General features: G+C 63.0%; 25 protein-coding genes and 1 pseudogene. 20 read left to right on the top strand and 6 right to left on the bottom strand.

Annotation, left to right across the window (positions count from 1 at the left end):
* Positions 1 to 62: 62 nt before the first annotated feature.
* Together Q368_RS23870 and Q368_RS27000 are read right to left on the bottom strand one after the other, a co-directional pair.
* The gene (locus Q368_RS23870; RefSeq protein WP_052360143.1) at positions 63 to 638 is read right to left on the bottom strand and encodes a hypothetical protein; all 576 of its coding nucleotides are present in this window, start codon (positions 636 to 638) and stop codon (positions 63 to 65) included.
* Between the two features lie 157 nt (positions 639 to 795).
* Entirely contained in the window at positions 796 to 975 is a 180-nt protein-coding gene (locus Q368_RS27000) for a hypothetical protein (RefSeq protein WP_245611334.1), read from the bottom strand.
* Between the two features lie 13 nt (positions 976 to 988).
* Here Q368_RS27000 and Q368_RS27405 point away from each other — a divergent pair.
* From Q368_RS27405 to Q368_RS0112230, 10 genes and pseudogenes are all read left to right on the top strand, one after another.
* Positions 989 to 1,231: pseudogene (locus tag Q368_RS27405) on the top strand (holo-ACP synthase); the annotation flags it as partial.
* 95 nt (positions 1,232 to 1,326) lie between these two features.
* Positions 1,327 to 3,342: a TonB-dependent receptor gene (locus Q368_RS0112270; protein ID WP_029459364.1), complete on the top strand. Its 2,016-nt coding sequence runs from the start codon at positions 1,327 to 1,329 to the stop codon at positions 3,340 to 3,342.
* A 265-nt stretch (positions 3,343 to 3,607) separates the two neighbouring features.
* On the top strand, positions 3,608 to 5,941 hold the full coding sequence (locus tag Q368_RS0112265; RefSeq protein WP_162179640.1) for an efflux RND transporter permease subunit: 2,334 nt from the start codon (positions 3,608 to 3,610) through the stop codon (positions 5,939 to 5,941).
* Positions 5,942 to 6,090: 149 nt separating this feature from the next.
* On the top strand, positions 6,091 to 7,014 hold the full coding sequence (locus Q368_RS23865; protein ID WP_052360142.1) for a helix-turn-helix transcriptional regulator: 924 nt from the start codon (positions 6,091 to 6,093) through the stop codon (positions 7,012 to 7,014).
* An 85-nt stretch (positions 7,015 to 7,099) separates the two neighbouring features.
* Positions 7,100 to 7,867: an outer membrane lipoprotein-sorting protein gene (locus Q368_RS0112255; RefSeq protein WP_052360141.1), complete on the top strand. Its 768-nt coding sequence runs from the start codon at positions 7,100 to 7,102 to the stop codon at positions 7,865 to 7,867.
* Positions 7,868 to 7,881: 14 nt separating this feature from the next.
* On the top strand, positions 7,882 to 9,228 hold the full coding sequence (locus tag Q368_RS0112250) for a hypothetical protein (protein ID WP_029459360.1): 1,347 nt from the start codon (positions 7,882 to 7,884) through the stop codon (positions 9,226 to 9,228).
* A 32-nt stretch (positions 9,229 to 9,260) separates the two neighbouring features.
* The gene (locus tag Q368_RS0112245) at positions 9,261 to 11,024 is read left to right on the top strand and encodes an ABC transporter ATP-binding protein (RefSeq protein WP_043785848.1); all 1,764 of its coding nucleotides are present in this window, start codon (positions 9,261 to 9,263) and stop codon (positions 11,022 to 11,024) included.
* Positions 11,008 to 12,747: an ABC transporter ATP-binding protein gene (locus Q368_RS0112240; protein ID WP_043785846.1), complete on the top strand. Its 1,740-nt coding sequence runs from the start codon at positions 11,008 to 11,010 to the stop codon at positions 12,745 to 12,747. The genes Q368_RS0112245 and Q368_RS0112240 overlap by 17 nt, the downstream gene beginning before the upstream one ends.
* A gap of 72 nt (positions 12,748 to 12,819) precedes the next feature.
* Positions 12,820 to 13,248 carry a helix-turn-helix domain-containing protein gene (locus tag Q368_RS23120; protein ID WP_029459358.1) on the top strand — a complete coding sequence of 143 codons (429 nt, stop codon included), beginning with the start codon at positions 12,820 to 12,822 and terminating at the stop codon, positions 13,246 to 13,248.
* A gap of 254 nt (positions 13,249 to 13,502) precedes the next feature.
* Entirely contained in the window at positions 13,503 to 13,811 is a 309-nt protein-coding gene (locus tag Q368_RS0112230) for a hypothetical protein (protein ID WP_029459357.1), read from the top strand.
* A gap of 107 nt (positions 13,812 to 13,918) precedes the next feature.
* On the opposite strand, the gene Q368_RS0112225 is transcribed toward Q368_RS0112230, so the two are convergent.
* The 4 genes from Q368_RS0112225 to Q368_RS0112210 form a co-directional block, all read right to left on the bottom strand.
* Entirely contained in the window at positions 13,919 to 14,770 is an 852-nt protein-coding gene (locus tag Q368_RS0112225; RefSeq protein ID WP_029459356.1) for an energy transducer TonB, read from the bottom strand.
* Positions 14,767 to 15,219 carry an ExbD/TolR family protein gene (locus Q368_RS0112220; RefSeq protein ID WP_043785843.1) on the bottom strand — a complete coding sequence of 151 codons (453 nt, stop codon included), beginning with the start codon at positions 15,217 to 15,219 and terminating at the stop codon, positions 14,767 to 14,769. The genes Q368_RS0112225 and Q368_RS0112220 overlap by 4 nt, the downstream gene beginning before the upstream one ends.
* Positions 15,206 to 15,874, bottom strand: coding sequence for a MotA/TolQ/ExbB proton channel family protein (locus Q368_RS0112215; RefSeq protein WP_052360140.1), 669 nt, complete (start codon positions 15,872 to 15,874; stop codon positions 15,206 to 15,208). Before Q368_RS0112215 ends, Q368_RS0112220 begins: the two co-directional genes overlap by 14 nt.
* Before the next feature lie 130 nt (positions 15,875 to 16,004).
* Positions 16,005 to 17,249, bottom strand: a complete 1,245-nt coding sequence (locus Q368_RS0112210; protein ID WP_084158756.1) for an MFS transporter — start codon at positions 17,247 to 17,249, stop codon at positions 16,005 to 16,007.
* 673 nt (positions 17,250 to 17,922) lie between these two features.
* Between Q368_RS0112210 and Q368_RS0112205 the strand changes: the two genes are divergently transcribed.
* The 10 genes from Q368_RS0112205 to Q368_RS0112170 form a co-directional block, all read left to right on the top strand.
* Positions 17,923 to 19,248, top strand: coding sequence for a tyrosine-type recombinase/integrase (locus Q368_RS0112205; protein ID WP_029459352.1), 1,326 nt, complete (start codon positions 17,923 to 17,925; stop codon positions 19,246 to 19,248).
* 305 nt (positions 19,249 to 19,553) lie between these two features.
* Positions 19,554 to 19,844, top strand: coding sequence for a BrnT family toxin (locus Q368_RS0112200; RefSeq protein WP_029459351.1), 291 nt, complete (start codon positions 19,554 to 19,556; stop codon positions 19,842 to 19,844).
* Positions 19,807 to 20,088, top strand: coding sequence for a BrnA antitoxin family protein (locus Q368_RS0112195; protein ID WP_043785840.1), 282 nt, complete (start codon positions 19,807 to 19,809; stop codon positions 20,086 to 20,088). The genes Q368_RS0112200 and Q368_RS0112195 overlap by 38 nt, the downstream gene beginning before the upstream one ends.
* 3 nt (positions 20,089 to 20,091) lie before the next feature.
* Positions 20,092 to 20,337, top strand: a complete 246-nt coding sequence (locus Q368_RS0112190) for a helix-turn-helix domain-containing protein (RefSeq protein WP_084158755.1) — start codon at positions 20,092 to 20,094, stop codon at positions 20,335 to 20,337.
* A gap of 19 nt (positions 20,338 to 20,356) precedes the next feature.
* Positions 20,357 to 20,497, top strand: a complete 141-nt coding sequence (locus Q368_RS26615) for a hypothetical protein (RefSeq protein ID WP_169740595.1) — start codon at positions 20,357 to 20,359, stop codon at positions 20,495 to 20,497.
* A gap of 105 nt (positions 20,498 to 20,602) precedes the next feature.
* Complete coding sequence (locus Q368_RS25640; RefSeq protein ID WP_156955696.1) at positions 20,603 to 21,388, top strand: hypothetical protein; 786 nt, start codon at positions 20,603 to 20,605, stop codon at positions 21,386 to 21,388.
* Positions 21,389 to 21,521: 133 nt separating this feature from the next.
* Entirely contained in the window at positions 21,522 to 21,782 is a 261-nt protein-coding gene (locus tag Q368_RS0112180) for a hypothetical protein (RefSeq protein ID WP_029459348.1), read from the top strand.
* Between the two features lie 428 nt (positions 21,783 to 22,210).
* Positions 22,211 to 22,465, top strand: coding sequence for a hypothetical protein (locus Q368_RS25635; RefSeq protein WP_156955695.1), 255 nt, complete (start codon positions 22,211 to 22,213; stop codon positions 22,463 to 22,465).
* Positions 22,462 to 25,266: a hypothetical protein gene (locus Q368_RS0112175; RefSeq protein WP_052360138.1), complete on the top strand. Its 2,805-nt coding sequence runs from the start codon at positions 22,462 to 22,464 to the stop codon at positions 25,264 to 25,266. Before Q368_RS25635 ends, Q368_RS0112175 begins: the two co-directional genes overlap by 4 nt.
* A 497-nt stretch (positions 25,267 to 25,763) precedes the next feature.
* Positions 25,764 to 26,110, top strand: a 347-nt coding sequence (locus Q368_RS0112170) for an ERCC4 domain-containing protein (RefSeq protein ID WP_029459346.1), incomplete at its 3' end; no start/stop codon positions are given.

Raw genomic sequence — 26,110 nt, 5'->3', positions numbered from 1 at the left:
TGATTCCAATCAACGCGGGGGAAGAAAAATGGAAAATAAGGGAGGAGGCGTCCGCACGAGGCTCACGGCCGGTGGCGGCCCAACATTTTTCCCATCCGGTTGGGAACAGTGTTGGGAACAAAAAGGGCTCGCAGCCCTCTCAGAGGATTAAAGGGTGATCCGTTGTTCCCTGGACTTCCCGCCTGGCGACGCTTGAATATGGGCCGTGCGCCGGCCACCACCCGGCACATGAAATCCGCCAGCTTGCGGTTGGCTTGTTGCGCCTTGCGGCGAAGTGCTTCCGAAGCCCGGGCTCGTTCCCGCCGCAGCATCGGTCCCGGGCCCCGCCATTCAAAGAAGGCCGTGGTGAGGCCCCGGATGGCCCGGCAGCCGAAATACTGGCCCTCGTCGCTTCGGCCCCTCGGCGGGGTCACCCGCATGAAGCCGGCTTCTCTGAGCTGCCTGATGGCCCGCTCGCACCGACGCTGGCCGAGACCGGAATCGTGGACGATAATCGTCATGCCGATGTCGATGAACCCATTGGCCAGGATCGGCGAACCCCAGACACCTGGACGGTGGCCGCCCTGTGACCAACCCGACTGCCCAGAAACGATCCCAGAGACGCAACCCGCAGGCCTCTGCGTATTGTGTCGCGCCATGCCAGCACTCCCTTTCCGACTCATTTTCGCCCAGGACCGGCATGACCGCCAGTCAACATTTCAAATTCGACGACTCGTGTAAAAAAGATCCATACATTCATCCCCCAACGCTGCATGCCTCAAAACGGCCCATTCGCTCCGTTTCCCGCCTATGGCGTCAGCCGCCGCCAGCCTCGCCGCGGGTGAACGCCTGACGGACCGGGCAGACGGCGCAAGCGCCGGGATTGCCTGAGCCGAGTCCGGCCATGCAGCCACGCGCGAGCTTTGTATCCGCTTCGGCCCCTGGGGCAAGCCCGAACTGGCCGGCCGGCACGCCGTGTCCTTCAACCTGTCCCACGCCGGGAGCCACATCCTTCCTGCGCCTTTGGACCTGCAAAGAGGCGGTGGTCGAGGTCCTGGGACAAGGTCTCTCCCGCCCCCTGGATACGTTTGCCTTCGACCTTTCTCCGCGCGGCGAACCGGTCCCGCGTCGCCTGCCGTCCGCCCCGGGCGGCTGGTCGCTGTGGCGCTTCGACGCCCGGCCGGGCCTGTCGTGTGCCGCGGCCCTGGCGCACGATGGTCCCGGGCCATGCCCCATTCAGGGACATTTTTGACCCAAACAGGATAGTGCGCCGAAGAAAACAGGCTTACACAACGGCTTTGAAAGAATTTGAAAATCAATCTCACACCAAGCGAAGGAGCCCCGGCCATGCGTATCTGGCGTAACCTCGCCTTCCCGTTGTGCCTTCTCCTTACTGCGCCCCTCCCGGCGGAAGCGCAGCAGGAAAAACAAACCGCAGCCAAAAGCGTGCAGCTTGAAGGCATCACGGTGACAGCCACCAAGGAAGAGGAAAAGGTCCAGGAGATTCCCACCAGCATCACGGCGTTTTCGGATACGCAGATCGACGATTCCCGGATGAATTTCGTCAAGGACCTGGGACTGCGCGTTCCCAACCTCAGCTTCTACAGCGGCGGCACCAGCGTCATCAACTTTCCGACGATGCGCGGCGTCCGCTCCGATCCGCACAACAACATCTCCGGCGTCTCCCTATATGTGGACGACGTCCCCGTCACCTCGAATCTCGGCTTCGTGTCCGACCTCTACGACATCGAACGCATCGAGGTGCTGCGCGGTCCCCAGGGCACCCTCTACGGCCGCAGTTCGGAAGGCGGCGTCATCAAGATCGTTACGCGAAAACCCACCAACACGCCGGAAGGCAAGGCGACCCTGGAAGCCGGCACATCCATGATGTTCCACGGCAAGGCCAATCTGTCCGGCCCCGTCATCCAGGACAGGCTTTTCATGGATGGGGCGTTCAACTTCTACAACCGCGACGGCTGGGTCAAAAACGATTATGACGACAAGTGGGTCGACGACAAACAGAATTACTCCGGTCGAGGGAAAATCCGCTTCACGCCGAGCGACGATCTCGAAATGACGTTCATCGGTTCCTTCATAAAATTCAACGAAGGAACATTCTCCATGTACGCCTATCCTGGCTATGACGACAGACATGTCGATACGAACCGTCCAGGATACAACCGCTCGTGGATCGACGACGAATCCCTTCATATAAAGTACACCATAAACGACAATTGGACGATCACCTCGATCTCGACCAGGCGAATGACCGATGCCGACTACAAGATCGATTACGATTTCAGCACAACGAGCGGCTATGAAACTTGGAAATATGACAAGTATCTCGATCTAAGCCAGGAACTGCGGGCCAATTACAAGGATGACAAGGGAGCGAGCCTTGTCCTCGGCGGCTATTTCGACAGCTACGAACGCAAGGTCCAGTATTCCTACACCTCTCTGAGCATGAGTTCGAAGGCCTGGGACCTGACCAAGACCTATTCCGCCTTCGGCCACTTCAAATACCCCTTGTTCGGCGGTTTGAGCCTGCTTGGCGGCGTGCGCCTCGATGCCTACAACAGCGATTTCGAAAACGAGACCTACCAGGACGGCAAGGCCTGGACCAGCGTCTCCCCCAAGGCCGGCCTGGAATACGAGATCACCAAGAACAACATGGTCTACGCCACCGTCTCTCGCGGCTACCGTGCGGGAGGCTTTAACAGCTACACCCCGAGCGACGGCAAATACACCTTCGACGAGGAAAGCCTCTGGGCCTACGAAGCGGGCAGCAAGAACACCTTCTTCGACAACACACTCAAGGCCAATCTGGCCTTGTTCCTCAACGATTTTCAAAACGCCCAGGTCGAACAGTATCTTGCCTCATCAGGAACGCCCATGCCCTATATCAGCAACGCCGGCGACACGCAGGCCCTGGGCGCGGAACTGGAACTGACCTGGCTGCCCCTGGACGGACTGGAGCTGTTCGGCTCCGCCGGCTACATCCACATGCGCTACGGCGACTTCACGGACTACTACGGCGACCACAAGGGCAACAGCCTGCCCTACGTTCCCGACTTCACGGGCAATGTCGGGGCCCAATACCGGCACAAGTCAGGCCTGTTCGCCCGGGCCGAAGTTCTGGGCTCCTCCCTGGTCTATCTCGACAGCCGCAACAAGTATTCCATTCCCGCCCACGCCACGGTCAACGCCAAGGTGGGTTGGGAATTTGACAAACTCGACGTCTATCTCTTCGGCACCAACATTTTCGATACGCGCTACGACGCCAAGGGCGCCTTTGGCGGCGGCTACACCGTAGCCAGCGAACCGGGCACGTACGGCGTCAGCCTGACCTACCACTTCTTTTAGCGTCGTCCATTTGCACAAAGGGGCCTTTTTGTCGGCAACAGCTTGGAAAGGCCCCTTCCCCCGGACCACCAACCGAGCTTTGCCGCGATAGCATGAATTGCCTCCAAGCGGCCGTCTTGTCCCGTTGCGTCCCGGCTCCCCGACCGGGGCGCAACGGGAGCAAGACCGGCACGCGCGCAGGCGGGAACGGAGCAGCTTCCATACGAAGGCTTACGGGCGCGATGCCGGCCGGCCCCCGGACGGCGACAACGAAAAGGACATGAACATGTCGCAACAGCAAAGCATCGCCTTTTTTGAAAGGCTGACCGCCGCCGTCATCCGGTTCCGCTGGGCAGCCCTGGCCGGGGTGCTCCTCCTCACGGCCTTTTTCTTAACCCAGGCCGCAAACCTCAAATTCAACGGCTCCTTCGAAATATGGTTTTTCGAGGACGACCCGGCCATGCAACGCCTGCGCGCCTTCAAGGAGGCCTTCGGCAACGACCAGTTCGTCTACATCCTGGCCGAGACCGACGGCGTCTTCACCCCCGACGCGGCCGCCAAGCTCAAACGTCTGGCCCGGGAACTCGAAAGCCGGGTGCCCTTCCTGCGCGACCTCAACTGGGTGGGCAACGCCGAACATATTGCCGCCAAAGACGACGCCGTCGCCATCCGGAAGCTCCTGGACGACATTCCGACCGACCGCAAGGAGCTCGACCGTCGCCTGGGGCTGGCCCTGTCCGAGAAGGACTTCGTGGACCGCTACATCTCCAAGGACGGCAAGGCCGCCGGCATCCTGCTCGAGCTCGAACGCTTCCCCGAAGCCCACATGGTGCCGCCGCCGTCCGAACAGGTGGCCCGGGCGGTCCTCGCCGTGACCGGCATGCCGGAATTTTCCGGTATGCGCCTGCATGTGGTTGGCGATCCGATCTTCGAAACCCGCTACAACGACGTCGCCAACAGCGAAACGCCGAAATTCTTCGGCCTGTGCCTGCTTGTCCAGGCTGTGTTGTTCTACCTGTTCACCCGGACGATACGGGGGGTGCTGCTGCCCCTGGCCATTGTGACCCTCAGTTTCATCTGGACGCTTGGCGTCATCAATGTCATCGGCTTCGACCTCGACCTGATGGTCGTCGGCCTGCCGGTCTTGCTGATCACCATCTGCATCAACGACATTGTGCATCCCATCATCGATTTCAATCATCTCACCGCCGCCGGCCTTTCCAGAAAGGACGCCCTGGTCCATGCCATGGGACAGGTCGGACTCGCCTCCTTTCTGACCTGCCTGACGACGGCCATCGGTTTTTTCTCCTTTGGCAGAGCGCCTATCAAACCCTTCATGAATATGAGCCTCTATCTGCCGGCAGGGGTGATGCTCGCCTATCTGCTCACCCTGGTGCTCGTCCCCGCGATCTACTCCTTTGGCCGCAAGCCCCCCACGCCCATGGCCGGGCGCAGCACCCGCTCCTTCCTGCCCGACCGGTTCTTCGACTGGCTCCATCGCCTCATCGTCGGCCATCCCCGCCTCATCGTCGCCGGCTTCACGGGATGCATGGTCCTTGGCCTCATCGGAACGCTGCTCGTGGAAGTCGAATCCAATCTCACGAAATACCTGACCAAAAGCGTGCCGCTACGCCAGGATGTCGACTACGTGGACAGCCGCATGGGCGGCTCGACGGGACTGGAAATCATCATCGACACCAAACGACCCGACGGCGTCAAAGACCTCACAGTCCTGGACGGCATGGAACGCCTGAGCGAAGCGCTGGAAACGGATCCCCTCGTCCACAAGACATTCAGCATCGTCGACGTGTTGCGCAAAATGCGCCGGGCCATGCACGGCGACGACCCGGCCTATTACAGCCTGCCGGACAAGCAAAGCGCCGTTCCCGAGTATCTCGCCCTCTACGAGGCCTCCGGCGGCGACCGGATGGATAGGATCGTCAACTTCGACAATTCCAAAGCCCGCATCAACCTGCAAACCCAGGCTCTTGGCTCCCGGGAAACCCGCCTGCTCATCGAAAAGACGGACGTCCTCTCCCGTTCCCTGTTCGGCGACGGCGTCGCGGTCGCCACCACCGGCTTCATGGACATCGCCAAAACCCTCAACGACAATATGGGCACAGCCCAGGTCCAAAGCATTCTCCTGGCCTTCGGCGCCATCGCCGTCGTCATGACCGTGACGCTCGGTTCCGTCCGGATGGGCCTTATCAGCATGCTTCCCAACGTCTTCCCGATCGTCATCGTGCTTGGCCTGCTGGGTTTCACCGGAATCTACATGGACACCATCCTGATGACCATCAGCGCCATGGGCCTTGGCGTGTCCATGGACGACACCATCCATTACTTCCTTCGCGTCCGCCGGGAATTCGACCGTACCGGCAACTACGCCGAGGCCATCGGCAACGCCCTGCACGCCGTGGGGCGGCACATGGTGTTCAGTTCCGTCGTCCTCATCCTCGGCCTGCTCGTCCTGACCAATTCGGTCCTGACCGGCTGGATCAAGATAGGCGCCTTGTCCGCCGTCGCGTTCACGTGGGGAATCTGGGCGGACCTGCTGTTCAGCCCCGCCCTGCTCCTGGTGCTTAAGCCCCTCGGCCCCGAGCGCGCCCCCAATCCCTGACCACGGCGGCGGCCATTTGTGGGCACGGCCCGCGATGTCGCCGGCATCGCGGGCCTTCTGCGTTTTGGACAGGCGAATGTGCCCCGAGGCATTGACAACGAGTCTCAATATCAACAAAGAGAAGAAAACTCTTCAGGGATGGCATCGTCGTGTTGCAAACGCTTTTTTCCCATACCCTCGGCAAAGGCATCCTCGTGCGTCTGCAGGAATGCAACGCGGACGACGACCTGCGCATGGACTTCGATGTGCCGCGGGGCATCGTCGGCTGCTCGTTTTGCCTGGAAGGCGCCATGCACACCCGGATCAGGGAGCCGCACCTTCACGCCGACGTCTCCTCGGGCATTTCGGGCATCTGGTTCGTCCCCGGGGCACGGCTGAGCGCCGTCATCCCTTCCGGACGCACCCGCTGGCTGGACCTGTTCATCCCGTACGAACGATTCCTGGGCGTGATCGAAGATAACATCCACGAGATCTGCCCGGAACTCCTGTCCAGCCTCAAGCGCAATTCCGCGGCCGTCCCCTTCCGCCGCACGGCCGGCATGGACGCGAACACCCGGCTGACCATCGAACAGATGCTGGCCTGCCCCTTCGAAGGGGCGCTCAAAAGGCTTTTCCTGGAAAGCAAGAGCCTGGACCTGCTGCTTGGCGAAATCTGCCGTCACGCCCTGATCCGGCGAACGCCCGGCTGCCCGTGCTGCTCCAACCGGGCCAAGGTCGAGAAAGCCAAGGCCCTGCTGCTGGAGAACCTGACCGATCCGTTGACCATCGCCGAACTGGCCGGGCAGGTGGGCATGAGTGAAAGCTCTCTTAAAAGGGCGTTTCGAGACGTCCAGGGCATTTCCATTTTCGCCTTTTTCCAGGCCCACCGCCTGGAGCAGGCCAGGGCGCTGCTGGCCCGGGGCGAGATGAACGTCACGGAGGTGGCCTTTTGCGTCGGCTACTCCAACCACAGCCACTTCAGCCGCGCCTTCAAGCGCCAGTTCGGCGTCTCGCCCAAGCGCTGCCTGGCCAGAACCTGGCCTGTTTCCGCCCTGCCCGCGTCCATGACCGAAACAGGCACAAATCTGGCCTGATCCCGGCAGCCCGCCCGCCCCGGCAGGGGTATTCTCCAGTCGCCTTGAGGAAATGTTCCCGAGACGACCGACCCGGAGAATGCCCATGCCCCGCTTCCTCCTCCTCGCCTTTATCCTGCTGGCCTGCCCCGCCCCGGGCGCGGCCGCGACCCTGACCGGCCGCGAGGTGGCCCGCCTGGCCGATCAGGCGGATTCCAGCCGCGACGCCCGGAAGACCATGCTCATGGTCATCAATCGCGACGGCTCCCAGCTCACCCGCAAAATGGAGATGTTCACCAAAAAATTCCCGCCCGACGAACGCTCGCTCATCCGGTTCGAGGCCCCGCCCGACATCCGCGACACCAGCTATCTGACCTGGAGTTGGGACGACCCGGGCCGGGAGGACGACATGTGGGTCTTCCTGTCCAGTGAAAATCTCGTGCGCCGCATCAGCGGCGGCGGCAAGACGGGGTCGTTCATGCGCAGCGACCTGGCCAACGAGGATATCGAGAAACGCGCCGTGGCCGACGACGCCCAAACCCTGCTGCGCGAGGAGACCGTTGAAAACGCCCCCTGCTGGGTGGTGGAATATATCCCCGAAAAGCCCGGAAACTCCGGCTACGCCAAGCGGATCGCCTGGATTCGCCAGGACATCCACCTCCCCGTGCGCATCGACTACCACGACAAGCGCGGCGAGTTGCTCAAAACGGCCCTCTACGGCGGTTTTTCCCAGATCGACGGCATCTGGGCCTACACCCGCATGCGCATCGACACGCCCCGACGGGGCTCCCAGACCCTGATCCAGATCACCGACGTCACTTACAACACAGGCCTGCCCGACAGTTTTTTCGAGCAAAGCAACCTCAAGCGCTGACGCGGCCCCCGGACATGAATCCGTTTGCCATGCCGCGCCGGTTTCCGACCCCGTCCCTGGCGCTGCTCGCCTTTCTGGCACTGGCCGCGACCGCCCGGGCGGCCCCGGGTCTCGACTTCGACCTGACCGAAAAGGCCGCCTCCCAGGACGCCCTCGCGGCCGCGGCCCAGGATGCTCCCGTGACCGTGACCCTGGGCGGCTACCTGGAATCGCGCACGCAATTGGGCACGTCCCGGGGCGCATTGTATTCCGCCCGGCAACGGCTGCACCCGGAGCTTTCCGCCAGCCTGTCCCGGCTGTCGTTATTCGCCAACGCAAACCTGGATTACGACCCCGCCATCGGGGCCTGGGCGGACGTGGCGCATCCCGAACTGGACGAATGCCGCCTGTTGCTCGACACCGAATATCTGGACGTATCCGTCGGCAATATGATCGTGCGCTGGGGCGCCGGCGACGGCATCAACCCCATGGACCTGTTCAACCCCGTGGACCAGCGCGACCCGGTGGCCAGCGCCCGCAGCACCAAAAAGCGGGCCGTGCCCATGGTCCGGGCCGTGGCCCAGACCCCGTGGCTGACCCTGGAGAGCGTTTTCCTGCCCTTTGCCGCGGTCAACGGGCCCGATGCGGCGGAGAGTCCCTGGGAATCCCTGGCGCTTAAAAGCATCCGCCGGGCCGTAGGGGCCGGCAAAGCCGTCTTCGACGACGACACGAAGCCCGTTGGCGTCGAAGGCGGGCTGCGGGCGGCCGTCACGGCGCGCGGTTGGGACTTGGCCCTGCTCTCCTTCCAGGGATTCGCCAACGAGCCCGTCTATGCCGCCATCCCCCTCGACGACATCACCCTCTACCAGGCCCGCTACCCGCACTTCCGGGCCTTCGGCTTCAACTTCGCCAAGGGCCTTTCCGCCGGCACCCTGCGCGGCGAACTGGTTTTCAAACCCGACACAGTGTTCCCCGGCGTCCAGACGGCGGCGGCCAACGGCAACGGGCTGGCCCGGACCGACTTCCTGGAAGGCGTCGTCGGCATGGACTGGACTTTTTTTTCCGACCTCTACGTCAACGCCCAGTACTACTTCGAGGCCCTGCCCCGGGGGGAAAACGGCGCGGCGTACCGCGCCTTCTCGGATGGCATGACCTTCAAGGTCAGCGACAAGTTCCTGGGCAATGCCCTCGAAGCCGCCATCCAAGGCATGGTCTCCTTTTCCGGGGACGGCCTGTCCGTGGAGGCCTACGGCCAATACGAACTCGACGACCACTGGAAGCTGACCTGCGGCGTCCAGCTCTGGGAAGGCCCGCCCCGGTCCCGCCTCGGCCAGTACGACGCCAACGACATGACCTACCTCAAACTGCGCTACGCCTTTTAACCACGGCCGGCGCGCGGCAAGGAGCCATCGACATGAGCACCATCGGCGACATCCTGCATCTCGCGGGGGACAACCGGAAGACCCTGGGGTTGGCCGCGGCCTGCTCCGTGGCCGACGCCCTGCTCGACCTCGTTCCCTTCTACATCATGTACCGCGTGGTCATGGCGCTGCTGGAGGGCCAGGCGACCCCCGGCCGCATGGCGGCCCTGGGACTGGCCGCATCGGTCGCCGTCGCCGCCAGGGCCCTGGCCCGCTGGCTGGCCGGCACACTGGCCCACAAGGCCGGCTACCGCACCCTCTACGGCATCCGCCGGGCCATTGCCGTCCACCTGGGCCGGCTGCCCATGCTGTTTTTTTCCCGCACCACTTCGGGGGCCCTGCTCAAGGTGGCGGACAAGGACGTGGAAAGCATCGAAGTCCTGTTGTGCCACCATCTGCCGGACCTGTGCGCCGCCGCCACGCTGCCCCTCGGAACGCTAGTGCTGTTGTTCTGGATCAGCTGGCCTCTGGGACTGGCCGCATTGGTTCCCCTGTTGCTGGCCGTGCTGTGCCAGGTGGCCATGTACCGCGAATGCTCCACCCGCATGCGGCGCTTCCATGACAGCCTCACCGACATGAACAGCACCATCGTGGAGTATGTCCAGGGCATCATGGACATCAAGGCATTCAATCAGACCGTCGCCTCGTTTTCACGGTTCACCAAATCGGTTCGTGCCTTCGAGTCAGTGGTCAAGGAATGGTCGCGCATCTCCGGCAAATACTACGCCCTGTTCGGCACCCTGCTCGGTTCGGGGCTGCTGTTCGTGCTGCCGCCGGGCCTGGTGCTGCTTGGACGCGGCAGCCTGGGCATGGCCGACCTCGTGCTCGTGTTGCTGCTCGTGACCGGCTACGCCGCCCCTCTGGACCGGCTGTTGCGTTTCACCAGCAAACTGCGGGAAATCGAGGAGGCGGTGCGCCGCATCAAGGCAATCCTGGAGGAGCCTGCGCTGCCCGAAACGGCCCGGCCCCGGCTTCCCGAAAACCACGACATCGTCTTTGACAACGTCGTTTTCGGCTACGACGCCGGACAGACGCTTTTCAACGGCTTGTCCATGCGCCTGCCGGCCGGCGCCCTGACCGCTTTCGTCGGTCCGTCCGGGGCCGGCAAGACCACGGCGGCCATGCTCGCCTCGCGCTACCAGGACGTCCGGGAGGGCAGCATCCGCATCGGCGGCGTCGATGTCCGGGACATCCCCGTGGCCCGCCTCATGGACATGGTCTCCTTCGTCTTCCAGGACACCTTCCTTTTTAGCGACACCGTCATGGAAAACATCCGGGCCGGCCGGGCCGGGGCCGACGACGACGCGGTCGTCGCCGCCGCCAGAAAGGCCCGCATCCACGACAGCATCATGCGTCTGCCCAAGGGCTACGCCACGCTTGTGGGCGACGGCGGCACCCCCTTGAGCGGCGGCGAACGCCAGCGGCTCTCCATCGCCCGGGCCATCCTGCGCGATGCCCCCATCATCATCCTCGACGAGGCCACGGCCTTTGCCGATCCGGAGAATGAAGCGCTCCTTCAGGACGGCATCAGCCGGCTGCTGGCCGGCAAGACCGTCATCGTCATCGGTCACCGCCTGGCCGCCCTCACCGAGGCCGACGCCATCGCCGTATTCCGGGAAGGCCGCCTGGACGGCTTCGGCAGTCACCGGGAGCTGCTTGAAACCTGCCCCCTGTATCAAACCATGTGGGCGGTCCAGGCCAAGGCCTCGGACTGGGCCCTGGCCGAAAAGGAGGTCTCGGATGCGCAGTCTGCTTAAACAATTGGACGCCGGAGAGCTGACGGAACTTACCAGGGCCAACGTTTTCGCCGTGCTGGAGGTTCTTTTCGCCGGAGCGCCCCTGCTTTTGCTCTACGCCGTCATCGCGGCCCTGCTTGCGGGTACGGCCGGGCTTGCCGGGCTGCTCCCCTACTTGGCCCTGCTCGGGCTGTGCTTCGCGGCCCAGGCGCTGTGCTCGGTGCGCTCCGTCGTCGCCGCCTGCCTGTTCGCCTACGGCACGGGCGCGTCGCTGCGCCTGCGCCTGGGCGAGCATCTGCGCCGGCTTCCGCTCGGCTATTTCAAGGCCGCCGGCGCGGGAAACATGGTGGAAACCCTGCTGCTCGACGTCTTCAACGTCGAATTGGCCACCTCGACCATGTACAACAAGCTCGTGGCGGCGGCAGCGCTGCCTGTCATCGTGGGCATCATCCTGGCCCTGATCGACGTCCGCCTGACCCTGCTGCTGGCCGCCACCGTGCCGCCGGCGCTGCTGTTCCTCTGGTATTCCCGCAAGGCCCTCGACGCGCGAAGCGCCGCCACCCTGGCGGCCAGACGCGAAGCCTCCTCGCGCATCCTCGAATATGTCCGGGGCATCCGCACCCTCAAATCGCTCAACCGGGCCGGCTCGGCCTTCGGCCGGCTGGATGCCGCCCTGGCCGGTCTGCGCGACCGAAGCATCGCCCTGGAAGCGGCCATGGGGCCGACCTCGGAAATCTACAGTTGCATCGCCGCGTTGGGTTTTGCCCTGCTCATCGTCGCCGGCTCCGCCCTGTGGCGGGAAGGGCAGGTCGCCCTGCCGGTGCTGCTGCTCTTCATGATCGCCAGCCTCAAATTCTACCAGCCCATCATGGGCATCGCCCCCTACTTCTCCATGGTCCGCCACCTGCGCCACTCCGGAGAAAACGTCCGCTCCGTGCTTGCGGTCGCCTCCCAGGAAGGCCGGGTCATGAACCTGCCGACGAAAGACCTCGGCGTGCGCTTCGAGCACGTCCGCTTCGGCTACGGCGACCGCGAGGTGCTGCGCGACATCAGTTTCACGGCTCCGCCCCGCAGCATGACCGCCCTGGTCGGCCCCTCGGGAGCCGGCAAGACAACCGTGGCCAACCTCCTGGCCCGCTTCTGGGACCCCGACGGCGGCCGCATCCTGGTCGGCGGCCAGGACGTGCGCGGCATCGACCCGGAAACCCTGCTTGGCCGCATCGCCATGGTCATGCAGGACAGCCACATCTTCCACGACACCGTCGCCAACAACATCCGCTTCGGCAAACCCGACGCCTCCCACGAGGCCGTGGAGGCCGCGGCCAAGGCCGCCCGCTTCCACGAGTGCGCCACCCGGCTGCCGGAGGGCTACGACACCGTGCTCGGCGAAGGCGGGGCCACCCTGTCCGGAGGGGAAAAACGGCGCATCGCCATCGCCCGGGCCATTCTCAAGGACGCCCCCATCGTGGTCCTCGACGAGGCCACGGCCTCCCTGGACCCGGAAAACGAGGGGGCCATCCAGGAAGCCTTCACCGCCCTGGCCGCCTCCAGGACGGTCTTCGTCATCGCCCACAGACTTTCGACCATCCGGTACGCCGACCAGATCCTGTTTCTCGATGACGGAGCCGTGGTCGAACAGGGCGGTTTCGACCAGCTCCTTGCCCGAAATGGCCGTTTCCGGCGCTTCTGGGATCTGCAGCAACACGCCAAAGGCTGGAAGATCAACCGACAGGGGCAGGCATGAGGCCGCACGTCGCTTCCCGCGATGCGGGCGGCTGCCCGCCGCCACCCGGCGACGATCCGAAGGAGCAAGACCATGCGGAACGATACAGGCACCCCTCCGGGCGAGGCCGCCAAGGCTGCCTCGCCCGGAGCTGATCCGGCGGTCCTCGCGGCCGCCAGCATTTTGCGCCAGGACATGGAAACCCCGCCCCGCCTGCTGGACCTCGCCCGACGGGTGGGGCTGTCCCATCCTCGCCTCAACAGGGGATTCCGCCAGTGCTTCGGCACCACTGCTTTCGGCTACCTGCGCATCCTGCGCCTGGAAGAGGCGCGGCGGCTGCTGGCGGAGGGGAACGCCAGCGTGACCGACGCGGCCTTCAGCGTCGGCTACCAGAGCCTGCCATCGTTTAGCCGGGCGTTTAGCGACCGCTTCGGCCTTTGCCCGCGCGAATTCGTCAACCGCCTGCGCCGGCCGGCAAAGACCCCGGAGACACGCGGCGTCTCCGGAAAGGAGCCGGGATAGCGCATGTACCCATACACCGAAAGGCGCTGCCGCAAATGTCTGCTCTGCGGCCTCACCCTTGAGGCCGACGGCCTGTGCCCGCTGTGTCGGACCGACCGGCCGGTGGAGCGGGACTGGCAGGCGCGGCATTGGGACCGTCTTCGTGGGCTACAACCCGGAACGGCTCTTCGGCACGGGCCAGACCCTGCCCAGCGAAAACGACGCCCGGCGCATCCGCCAGCAGGAAGCCCTCGCCGGGGGCATCGGTTTCCTGTATGGACTTCCCCCGGCGCGAAACAGCCTGGGAACCCATCCGGAGCTTTTCGCCCGACCACGCTCTGGCTTCCGGCTGCCGGCTGCTCAAGCTGCTGGCCGCCCTGGCTCGGATCAACAAGGTTTCCAGCTCCATGGACCATGAATTCGCAAACCAGGTCCGTTCCGGGGACCTGGACGGGGAAAGCCTGCGCAATAGCTACGGTGCGCTGGAGGAGCGGCCGGGATTCTACGCCGACGTGTTGCGCGAACTCGACCTGTCCTGCTCCCTGGAAACCCTGGCCGCCGGACCGGGCGCGTCCGGGCTCTGAAAAAAACGCGGGCCGGGATGAGCACGCCCCGGCCCGACCCGAACCGCAAACAGCTGCGCCGCCACCACCGCAGCGCCGGCCGTCACGCCGTCCCTCCTGCCTCTCGGTCATTCCTGCTCGAAGGCAATGGGCAGGATGGCCACCCAATGCACCGGCGTCCCCTTTTGCGTGCCCGGCTTGAAACGCCAACGGGACAGGGTCGCGCGCACGCTTTCGGCAAAACTGTCCACGTTTTCCCCGCCCAGGATATCCACGCGCTCCACCTTCCCGACCCTGTCCACGAGCAGGCGCACGCGAAGCCGTCCCTTGAGGCCCCGGCGTTTGGCCTGCATGGGGTATTCGGGCTTGGGCGAAAAAACCAGGGCCGGTTGATTGTCCAGGTCGCCGGCCGACAGCGGCGAACCGATAGAACCGGGACCGGCACCGCCGCCCGAGGGAAGCGGCGGTCCAGACGCCGCCCCCGATCCGCCGCCCGCTCCGGTCTGACCGGGATCGGCCAGCGCGGCAGCCGCGGCCGCGGTCTCGCGAGGCGCCGGCTCGGGGGCGGGCTTTTGCCGCTTCACGACCGGCCTGGGCCTGGCAACCGGCTTGGGCTTGACGACGGGCTTGGGCGGGACCGGCTCCTCGGACGCGACAACGGGGGCGGGCGCCTGCGTCGCCGCCGCGATCGTCTCCACGGCCGATTCTTCCGGTTCGGGCGGCGCCGGAACCGGCTCCGGCGCGGCTGCCGGTTCGGCGGCCGCCGACGCGGGCCCGGCCGGGCCGCTGCCGTACCCCGCCGGGGCCAGGGCGGCAGTGAGCACGATGCGCGGCATGACGGGGGGGCAGGACGCGGGGCCGCACATGGCGGCCATGGCAACCACGGCCAGACCATGGGCAAGGGCGGAAACCGCCAGCGCGCCCCAGGCGCGAGGCGTGCAGGATTGCCTGTCCGACGGCAAGGGGGAGGCCGTCTTCATGGACGCGCTCCCGCAGACCGGCCTCCCTCTTGCCGCCCTTCGGCCACAAGCGACAGGCTGGTGACGCCGCAGGCTCCGACCCGGCCAAGCAGTTCCATCACCCGGCCGTAGTCGAGCTCCTTGTCGCAACGGACAAAAACCATGCGCCCCGGATCGCCGCCCACCAGCTCCGTCAGGCGCGCGGCCATGTCTTCGTCGGCTACGGCCTCGTCTCCCAGGTACAGCCGTCCCCCCTTGTCCATGCTGACGACGATGGGTTCCTTGGGCGGCGGCAGGGCGGCGGCAGAGGTCTTCGGCAGCCGAAGCGGCACCCCGGCCAGCATCAGCGGCGCCGTCACCATGAAGATGATGAGCAGCACCAGCATCACGTCGATAAACGGCGTGACGTTGATCTCGGCATTGAGCGTCGCGCCCTGCTCGTCGCCGCGTCCGAGGCTAGGCGGCCTCATGGACGGCCTCCGTCATCGCGTCCGGCCCCTTGCGCACGAGAGCGGCGATGGCAAGCGACATCCGCCGGGCCAGATTGCCGAAATCCGAAGCGATCTTGTTGTAGGCGATGGACGCGGGGATGGCCGCCACCAGCCCCGCCGCCGTGGTGAAAAGAGATTCGGCGATGCCCGGCGCAACAACGGCCAAACTCGTGTCATTGGCCTGGGCGATGTCCACGAAGGAATGCATGATGCCCCAGACCGTGCCGAACAGCCCGATAAACGGCGCGGCCGACCCGATGGTCGCCAGATACGGCAGGCGGTGTTCGGCCCGCAACAGGACGCCGGCCATGGCATCGCGCATGGCCCGCTCGATACGGTCGCGTCGGTCGGCGTCGCTTTCGCCCGCCCCGCCCTGCCCCCAGGCCGCGCGGCCCTCGGCCAGCAAGGCATCGGACAATTCGCCGCCAACCGGCGTCGCCCCGGCCCGTCGGCCCGAGCGGACCCATTGCTCGAACCAGGCCGCCTGCCGGCGATAGCGATAAAACAGCACGGCCTTTTCGAGTATGACCGCCCAGCACACCACGGAGCAGACGATCAAAATGACGAGCACCCCCTGCACAGCTCCCGTGGCCTGGGAAAAGACCCATCCCAAGGACAATTCAATCTGCGGCATATCCTGATCCTTTTCATCCGTCCGCGTGGTTGGGCTCGCTTCGGCGTTGGCCGGGAGCCTTCTGGAAATCGAACCGATACGACATGATCGGCGACGCATGCGGCTGCGCCTCTTGCCCGCTGGTGGAGCGTCACCCCTTTTCGGAAACGGGAACCGGGACGACCACGGCCTCCCGGGACAAGGCCGGGGCAGGCCCCCGGCCCAGGCGCAACGCCGCCAGCAGGGCGGCCAGGGCGGCCAGCACCCCCGCGGCCGTCGCCCCGGAATAGCCCCAATACTGGGCCAGCACGGTGCTCACGCCGGCGCTGGCGTAGCCTGCGGCATGAAACAGACTGTATTGCAGGGTATAGTCCGTGGCCGGGCTTTGGGGCGAGGCGCGGTCCATGATCATGGTGGTGGCGATGACCATGACCGCCGGAGGGCTCAGATAAAAAAGGGTCAAGGAGATCAATATCCCCGACGATCCTATTCCAGCTTCGGCTATCGGAAGCAGGGCGGCGAGACCGACCGCCTGATAGGCGAGGACGGCGACAAGAACCGTTCGACGCGGCAGACGGCGCACGCCCCAGCCGGCCAGGGCCGCCGCGAGGACGCCGACCAGGGAACCTCCGACGTTCATGACCAGGCCGATGCGCTCCATGGACCAGCCGCCATCAGTGAGCATAGGGGTGATCAATCCGTAGCCTATGCCGCAGCCGCACGGGGCAAGCAGCAACACGAGCATCCAGGATTTTCTTCCCGGCTCCTGCCAGAAAAGCCAGATCCGGCGGAAACGCGCCGTATCCCCAGTCGCCCGCTCGGGCCCGGCCGGCTCCTGAAAAAACAGCAGCTGCAGCAGCGACAGCGAGGTGCCGCCGGCCAGGATGGCCAGACAGCCGGCCCAGCCGACATGCGGGTAGGCCATAAGGACTGCGCCGCCGCCCAGGATATTGCCGACGAGTCCGCCTGCGGACTGCACCCCGTTGCCAAGCCCGCGCTGCCCAGGGGCGAGGAGCAGACAGGCCAGACCGTCGGCCGCCACGTCCTGGGTGGCCGAAAGCAACGCGAGCACCAGGCAAAGCGCCAATACGACGTAAAAGTCCCGCACCACGTCCAGTTGCCCTATGGCCGCAAGCGTGGCCACCATGCCCGCCTGGGCCGCAAGCAGCCAGCCCCGGTAATGCCCCAACCGGCCAAGGCGGACACGGTCCACGTAGTGTGCCCAAAGCGGCTTGGCCAACCAGCAAAGGCCCATAAGATAGACGAGTCCGATCTGTTCCAGGGGCGCGCCGCTACGGCGCATGATGGCCACCAGGGCGATCATGAAAAAGCCCTGTCCCAGATACTGCGTGACGTAGAGGCTGCCGAGCAGCAACCAACGCGACGGGGTCATCATGCCGTCGCCCCCTGCACGGAGCCCGCGGCGTGAGAAAACAACCATCCCAAAGACCATTCAATCAGCGGCATGTCCTGCGTCCTCTTTCACGTTTCCGGCCCCACCCGACATTGCCGGAGCGCGACCTGACCGCTGCGATCCTTGCCGGCCGCCCTTTGGCGGCGAACACCGCCGCTCCGCGACTGGCCGGCCCGGACCACACTTGGAAATGAAACTCAGTCTCATATACGAACCATTCCTTGCCCTGTCTTCTTCGAAATGAACAGTCCGCCCGGTTGGCGGCATCCCCAAGCGCGGGCAGACCCCCGAGCAACCCACTCAACAGGCATTGCCCGCTGCAAAACGAAAAAGGGGCCAGGACCATCGGTCCTAACCCCTTGAAATCTGGAGCCAGCGAGGAGACTCGAACTCCTGACCTGCTGATTACGAATCAGAAATAGCTGTTTTCACTCACTTTCACGGGGATTCACAGAGGGTCGAAAATGTGTCTTAACATTCCGTCTTTACATGGGATAACAGGTCGAGTATGTACCCTAGTGAAAGGGGGTGAAATTGGCCCTGTAAGTCGCTAACTGCCCCCAAAACTGCCACCAGAAATGGGGGTGAGGTAGCTGAAAATGCTGACTGTTACCGACGATACTGCCACCAAAATAATGGGGTGAGGTAACTGGCAATGCTGACTGTCACCGAAGTGGAACGCATCATCAGGGACGGGAAAAGTGTCGAGGTGGTCGCGGATGGGCGAGGCCGAGGCGAAGGCCGGTTGCTCCTGGTCGTCCGTAGTCGAGTCGATGAGGTCGCCGCTGAATGGCGCGTTCAATGGTTCCAGGAGGGGCAACGCCGCCGGCTTAAAGTCGGGAACGCTGGCAAGAACGGCTTGACTCTCAAGGAAGCCTTGCAACGGTTTGGCGAAATCAGCAAGCTGATACAGGATGGCCTGGACCCAAGGGCGGTTTACGAGGAGCGCGAGAGGGAAGCGGAAAGACTCAAGGCCGAAGAGGCGGCAAAGGGTTCGGTCCAGCAGCTTTTCGAGACCTACGTGGCGCATCTACAGCAACGCGGTCGGAAATCCTGGGCCGAGGTCCAGCGGGCGTTACTCACTGCGCCGAGTGCTGCCGTAACGGTCTTGGGCAAAAACACGAAGGCCAAGGACATTACCCCTCGCGACATCCAGCACCTACTGAAAGCCACCCATGACCGAGGGCCATCCATGGCGGCGCACCTGCGGGCCTACCTGCACGGCGCTTTCGCTTTCGGCATCGGCAGGGAGTTCGACTACACCAGAGCCGCCTTGACCGTCACTTTCGATCTGACCCACAATCCGGTTGCCTCAGTCCCGCGCGATTCCGCCGCGTTCCAGGCAGGCGACCGCAACCTTTCCAGTGAAGAGGTGGGCCGCGTCTGGCATGAGTTCCCCGAAGGCGTGTCCGAGCGCCTGGGGATCGCCTTGCAGCTTCTCCTTGCCGTGGGCGGGCAGCGCGTCCAGGAAGTCTTGTCGGCCAAGAGAGTGGAGTTCAACCCGTTGCAAGCAACATGGGTCATCCCTGCGGCCAGGACAAAAAATCACCGAGAACACGCAATCCCCTTGACGCCCCGGGCCATTGGGCTTTTCCGTCGCGCTGAGGCGCTTGCCGGCAAGTCCGAGTTCCTTTTCCCGAGCGACAAGGACCAGGGCGGGCCAATCCTTGCCACATCATTGAACCGGGCCGCGTCACGATTCTGTCAGCGCGTGGGCATGACGGTGTGGACGCCGCGAGACATACGGCGCACTTGCCGAACCCTGATGGCGGATGCCGGGGAACCGAGCTACCTTCTCAACCTGCATTTCAACCACGGGACCCAGGGCGTCGGGGAAAAGCATTATGATCGGTCCTCTCACGTCGAGGAAAAGCGTGCGCTCATGTTCAGGTGGGACGCCCTACTCGCTTCCTGTCTTGGCGAAGAAGCCGGCGGCAAGGTTGTCGAATTTCCCGGCAAACGGATCATGTCTGGTGAGTAAGGGGGGTTCCTCATGCCTCAACCAAAATTGTCCCCGGACAGAAATCACAGCCCGCGCCTTCCCACCTGCTCCACCTGCCGCTGGCGCATCAATGGCACTTGTCGCCGCCACGCCCCTACCATCGTTCGCGGGCTCCTCAACGGTGAAGCCGGGGCTCTGGCCGTCTGGCCCCAGGTCGAGGACGGGCACGGTTGCGGGGATCACGTCTTTGCCACCAGGATGGAGGCTTAACCCGTCCTGCCTTGCCGGGCCACTCCCCCCTTGCTATCTGTATATACAGCGATATATTCAAACGGAGAATAGCGTTGAACGTCACCTGGGACGAGGAGAAGCGGCGGGCGAATCTCGCCAAGCATGGGCTGGACTTCGCGGCAGCCGAAAAGCTGTTTGAGGACTACCGTCTGGAACGCCTTGATACGCGCCGGGACTACGGCGAAGACCGATGGATTGCCCTCGGCATGGTCCACGGCAAGGTGGTGGTCCTGGTCTACACGGAACGAGACGAGGACATCCGGGCCATTTCCCTTCGGAAAGCTACGCCCGAGGAGCGAACGATTTATGAACAAGCACGATTCAAGCGACTTGGCCCGGCTTAAGGCCATGGCCGACGCCGAAGCCTTCCAGAACGCTTCGGACGATCCCGACAACCCGCCCACCGACGCGGCTTTTTGGGGCGAGGCTGAACTTGTGGACCCTGAACCCAAGAAAGTTCCGGTCTGCATCCGGGTCCGCCCCGACATCCTGAAATTCTTCAAGCAGCGCGGCCCCGGGTATCAAACCCGCATCAATCAGGTCCTAGAAGCCTATGTCGCCTATCAGGAAAAGCGGGCTGGCAGGTAGGGTATGGGTACGGATTCCATCCCCTGGCGGGAAGTGCTGCCCTTCAAGGACGAGGAATTACCCGGCGTGTTTCTGGCCGGGGCGCGGTATCGGGGAGGCATGACCCAGGCCGCCCTTGCCGAGGCAACCGGCATCCCTCGCCGGCACATTTCGGAAATGGAAAACGGACGCCGGCCCATCGGGAAAAAGAACGCCCGGCTTCTGGCCGAGGCCCTGAAGGTTGATCCAAGGCGGTTGCTGGCGGTGTAGCTCGGCAGGACAAGAAATCATGGACCAGTCCGACCTTCTGCGCGTCATCTATCTGGCTTTGCTCCTGGCGGTCGTCATCGCCATGCGCTGGTGGCCGGGGCTGAATCACCGGAAGTTTGACTGGCGGTTGTTTAAGAGCGGGAAACGCAAGAAGGATTGACCGACTTTTCCCCGGCCTAGCCCTGGCCTCATGAACCAGGGCGAAAAGCGTTTTCCTGGACGCCGGCCGGGGGTTTAATCAGGAACAAGTGCAGGAGCTTGAACAATGCCGCGTGCAGATGAAAAACTTATAAACGATTTTTATTTCTTTTGGAAATGGGAATATACTAAAAGAAATGAACGTTTTAGGGATACGATAAATCTTTCAATTGAAATGGCTGAAGAGTTACAACAATGTCAAGGAGAAATGGTTTATAGCGCTGGAGACTTTTTATGCAATCATATCTCTCTGCAAAATGGGGCAATACATAAGTCTAGTGATGACATACTCAATGATACAATGTCGGGAAGGCTTGCTTATAAATATCCGACTCCGTTGCCGTCTGAGATAAAAATGAAATATGTCCATGAAAACGCTGATACGCTTGAGGCGATAAAAGCAATGCCTGGCATGGCTGATTTGACGGATAGGAAAATAAGAAAATTGGGATATCTTTGTCTAATAGATTTTGCGAGGCCATTTAATGATATAGTTGATGATATTAGAAAGTTACACAATAGGCTGGAATATGTCGAGAGTGTTTTTGATAGTAGAATATTTAGCAATCTGCCAATGAGTTCAATTAAAGAAGAGGGAGAGTTCTCAAGACTTCCAAGCGTCGACCGTGACCTTCCTCGTGCGGTGGGGGTATGGCTATGGGATTATGTTGCACTTAAAAAAATAAGATGGGAAAATAAAGCACGGGCGTGGCCAGCTTTTCGTCAGAAGTTCCAAAACCCACGACAGCCATCGCGCTTTATAGAAAAGTATAATACAGATTCGCAGCTAGGAGAGCTTCTCGAAAGGACGCGCCAGTGCATTGAAGAAGTAAAAGTTCTACCAATGGGCTAGCTGTCTATTGCTCAAACCGTCAAGGAAATCCTTAACTCTTAAGGAAGGCCTTGACCCAGGACGTTTCTTTTTGGGCCTTCCCATACGCTTCCCTCATCAAGGTTCACGGGTGAACCGGAGAAAGGGAGAACGTATGCAGCAAGACCAAAACCCCACCATTGATTTCTTTGAAACTGCCCGCCGCGAGTGTCCAACGCATTTCGGTGTCACGGCTATTCCAAAGTTGTTCCCCGATGTCGTTGCCACGGGGACAGTCCACAACGCCATAAGCGCGGGCGTCGGACCTGTTCACCAGAAAATTAACGGCCGCATTGTGCTTGAACGCGATTCCTTCCTGTTGTGGTTGGCGAACCGCCCTCGCATCGGCAAGCGTAACAGTGAGGAGCGCGGATAATGGGGCTCTTCAAAAGTGCCTGCAAAGCAGGATGCAGAAAAAATATTGAGGTAAATGGGTTGACCCCCGTTAAAACCTGTCGTATCTTTCACCTGTCACAGCAGGACGCGGTGACGAAACAACATTTCCCCGCCAGGATGGCAGGGCTGAGCACAAGGAAGTGTGCAATGGGTACTTCGTTTCCATCTCCCGACTTTTGGGCGACCGCCCGGGAGTCTCTCCCCTCGCATTTCGGAATTACGGCTATCCCTCGACTGTTGCCCGACGTTATTGCTCCGGGCACAGTTCACAACGCCCTGAGTGCAGGCGTCGGCCCTGTGCATCGCAAGGTCAACGGACGTGTTATTCTGGAGCGTGACAGCTTCCTGGAATGGCTCCAAGGTCGCCCATGCGTCTCTCGTCGGAACAAGGCGTAATGGGGGCGAACCATGCAATACACAAAAAAGCCGGTGGGCAAGACCGGCTTCCTTGGGCGTGGTGCGTCGTTTGGATTTGAAAAATGCAGTGGTGAAAATCTTTTAGCAATCCCCACTTCTCTAGTCAAGCGCCCTGGTATTTATTTTCGTCTCCTTTCCCTCAATGGTTTGCTGACCTCTCCCTTCTGGTCGGGATGCCTTGTCCTGTGGCTGCCCCTACTCGACGCCATGCGAGCGATGCTGCGGGTAGTGGGGGTGGCAATATGATTCCCGCCACCCTCATCACAGCGACCGTCCCCGCCCGCCTGTCCAAATGTTTCCACCTGGGTGATGACGGCACGCTGGTCAAGGCTCCCGGTGGGCAGTTGGTCGATGGCTTGGCTGAAACGATGCGGTTCCCAACGCTGGCGGTCTTTGCCGACGCGCTTGGCAGCCTGACCCCGACCAATGCCATGGTCTACGGGATCTGCGGTCATGACCGAGCGCGGGTGTTGGCTCAGGACCAACTTACAAAGGCCACGGCTGAAGGCCTGCCCATGGTCGCCCGGACGCGCGATCATTTCCGCTATCCTGCCGGGCCAGCCATTATGATGATCGACCACGATACGATCAAGGGAGGCGCACCGCTTTCCAACGAAGCGTTGTTGTCGGCCCTCTACGGCGTCTGCCCCTTGCTGGAACGGGTGGCGCATATCCTGGCTCAGTCGGCGTCGAGCTTTATCTACGAAGGGCACCGGGAACTGATCGGGCAGCGCGGACGGCGAATCTATGTGACGGTCGCGGACGGCCGGGACATCCCGAGGGCAGGGGCGGTCCTGTTCAAGCGCCTGCAACTCGCCGGCCTTGGGCACATCGAGATCGGGAAGGCTGGCCAACTCCTGGAGCGAGGCTTGGCCGACGCTGCCGTGTACCAGCCCGAACGCCTGGACTTCTGCGGTGGGGCCGCTTGTGAGGCTCCGCTTGTGCAGCGCCGGCCTTTGCCTGTGCTCTACAACGCCGAGGCCCATCCCTTGGACACCCGGGCCGCCCTGCCTGACCTCACTCCAGCCGAAGAGGCAAGGCGCCGGGAGATCGTGGCCGCCCTTAAGGACGCCGTCCGGCCCGAGGCCGCCAAGCGCCGTGAGGCATGGGCTGACGAACAAGTTGGCCGCATCCTGGCCCGGATCGGCAAAACGTCGGTTTCCCATCCCCAGGACGCGGACAAGTTGCGCGCGGTCTACCGGAACGCGACCGATCACCGCGACCTCTACGGCGAGTTCGAGCTTGTCATGGCGGATGGGAAGACCGTCACCGTGGCCGACGTCCTTGCCGACCCCGACCGTTTCCACGGTAAGCGCTGCGCCGATCCGCTGGAACCGAGCTACGGTAACGACAAACGCATTGCGGTCTTGAACCTCCGGGCGGCCGGCAAGCCCTACGTCTTCAGCCACGCCCATGGAGGCATCCGCTACAGCTTGCGCCGCGAGCGCCGGGCGCACGTCGTCCGGGCCGGGGAACGCCTTGCCGCCGTCGAGGCCGCCTTGGGGGCCATGCGTGGCGACGGAACGCTCTATGAGCGGAACGGCGAGATTGTCCGCGTTACCGACCAAGGGACGATTGTACCGCTCGCCCAGGCCGGTATTCTGCTGGAATTGGATCGACTGGTGCGCTGGCAAAAGTTCACCAAGACGGGCGACATCACCCCGTGCGACTGCCCCAGGCCGGTAGCCGAGGGCGTGGTGGCCATGGTCGGCAAGTGGGGTCTGCCTAAACTGACCGCCGTGACGACCGCCCCCTTGTATCTCCCCCGTGACGACCGGGTTGTGGACCGCGACGGCTACGACGCCGGTAGCGGCATCCTGGTTGTCTGCCCCGACCTTGACCGCTGGCCCGGCGTCCCCATGTGCCCGACCATGGAGCACGTCAAGGACGCGCTGGAACGCCTGTGGCAGCCTTTCCGTGAGTTCCCATTTACCGGAGCGCTTGACCGTGGCGTGTTCCTGGCGGCCATCCTGACGGCCATGGGGCGGCCTGCCTATGCGACCGCTCCGGGCTTCCTTATCGTCGCCAGCACGGCCGGGAGCGGCAAAACGCTGTTGGCGAAATGCCTTTCGGTCATCGCCGGGGAGGAAGTCCCCTCCGTGATGACCGGGGCCGAGGACGACGCCGAAATGAGGAAGCGTCTCATCGCCGTTGGTCGGCGCGGGGCCGCCGTGATCGTCCTCGACAATCTGACCGGCTACCTCGACAGCGACGCGTTGTGCGCCTGGCTGACCTCGGAATGCCTCGCTGATCGCATCTTGGGAGTCTCTGAGGATGTGATGGTGCGAACAGGCGGGGTCCTAATAGCCACGGGCAACAATGTCACCCCGAAGGGCGACCTCTGCCGACGCGTTGTCACTTGCCGCATAGAGGCCGAGACAGAAACGCCCTGGAAACGCTCGTTCGACCTCGACCCGGTGCAATACTGCCGGGACCATCGGCTTGAATTGGTGGCGGCCGGCCTGACTGTGCTTCGCTACTACATGCGCCAGCCCAACCCCCTCAAGGATCGGACGGCATCTTTTGAGGAGTGGTCCGACACGATCCGCCGTGCCGTAGCCGGGGTTGCTCGGGATGGACTCATGGACGTGGCCGACCCTGTGGAGAGCATCGACGCCGCGTATGCAGACGATCCAGAGACCGGGAAGTTACGGGCGCTGTTGACAGTTTGGAATGGTCGCTATGGACGGACGCCCATGACCATAGCCGAGGTCCGCGCCGACACCGACACCGACGAGAACTTGAAGTCTGTTCTTGAGGAAATTGCTTGGGATGGGCGCGACATCAACCCCCGACGCCTGGGACGGTGGGTCGAGCGCAACGCCGGCCGCATCGTGGACGGAATGCGCTTCGAGCGGGGCGGGAAAAGGCACGGCGTCCTGATCTGGCAAGTCAGAGGGGGGTTTCAGGGGGTTTTGAGGGTTTCCGTTCCCCCTACGCGTGAAGAATCGGAGAAAAAAAATACAGATGGGCCAGAAATAACCCCCGAAACCCTCTTTAACCCCCCTTCCGCTGAAGCGACCTTTCCCCGCGAGGTCAGGCTGTGAGCGCCCTGTCTCGTCTCCGCGCTGCCCGTGTCGAGGTGCGTTTGAACGGCGACGGCGAGCCCATAGCTACAGGCCTGGACCGTTTGCCCCCGGAGGTCGCCGGTCCCCTCCTCGAATTGGCCAGGACATGCCGTGAAGGAATCGTGGCCGAGATCATGGCCGGCCCCTGCCCATACGACGCCGACACCCTTTCCCGATTCCGAGAAAGCCATGGGCACTTGGTCTGCTGTCCCGCGACCCGTCCCCATCCCTGGTGGTGGGTGGAGCGCTCATGGTGCGACTCGAAATGTCAAACGCCGTGCGGCCGCGCTGACGATGCCGCTGAGAACAAGAGGGTCATCCAATGAATACGATGCCGACACAAGAGGCTCGCCCCATCCATATGCCGCCCAAATCCGACGCCGAACTTGAGGCCGAGGCCATCACGGAGCTTGAGCGCATGGAGCGGGCCAGGAACGCCAAGAAAAGCGGCTACAAGCCGAAGCGCCGAGGTGGATATGATCGTTGCAATCGATAACCGAGAACAGCTTGCCTACAGCTTCCAGGCATACGACTGCACTACGGAAGCCGCAACGCTCAACGTCGGCGATTACTCCATCATCGGCTTCGAGGACAAGATTGCCGTCGAGCGCAAGAGTATTGATGACCTGTTGGGCTGTCTCACTTCCGGCCGCGAACGCTTCGAGCGAGAACTTGCCCGCGCCCGGTCGTTGGATCGGTTCTGTGTCGTTGTAGAGGCGTCCTTCGAGGATTTGGCCAAAGGTATGTACCGTAGCGCAATGAAGCCACATGCAGCCTGTCAGAGCGTGATTGCGTGGCAGATTCGTTATGGTACGCCATTTAT

The organism is Solidesulfovibrio alcoholivorans DSM 5433, from assembly GCF_000702665.1.
Taxonomy (GTDB): Bacteria; Desulfobacterota; Desulfovibrionia; order Desulfovibrionales; family Desulfovibrionaceae; genus Solidesulfovibrio; species Solidesulfovibrio alcoholivorans.
The sequence above is the reverse complement of the archived record's forward strand: the minus strand, read 5'-3'. Positions and strand labels throughout refer to the sequence as shown.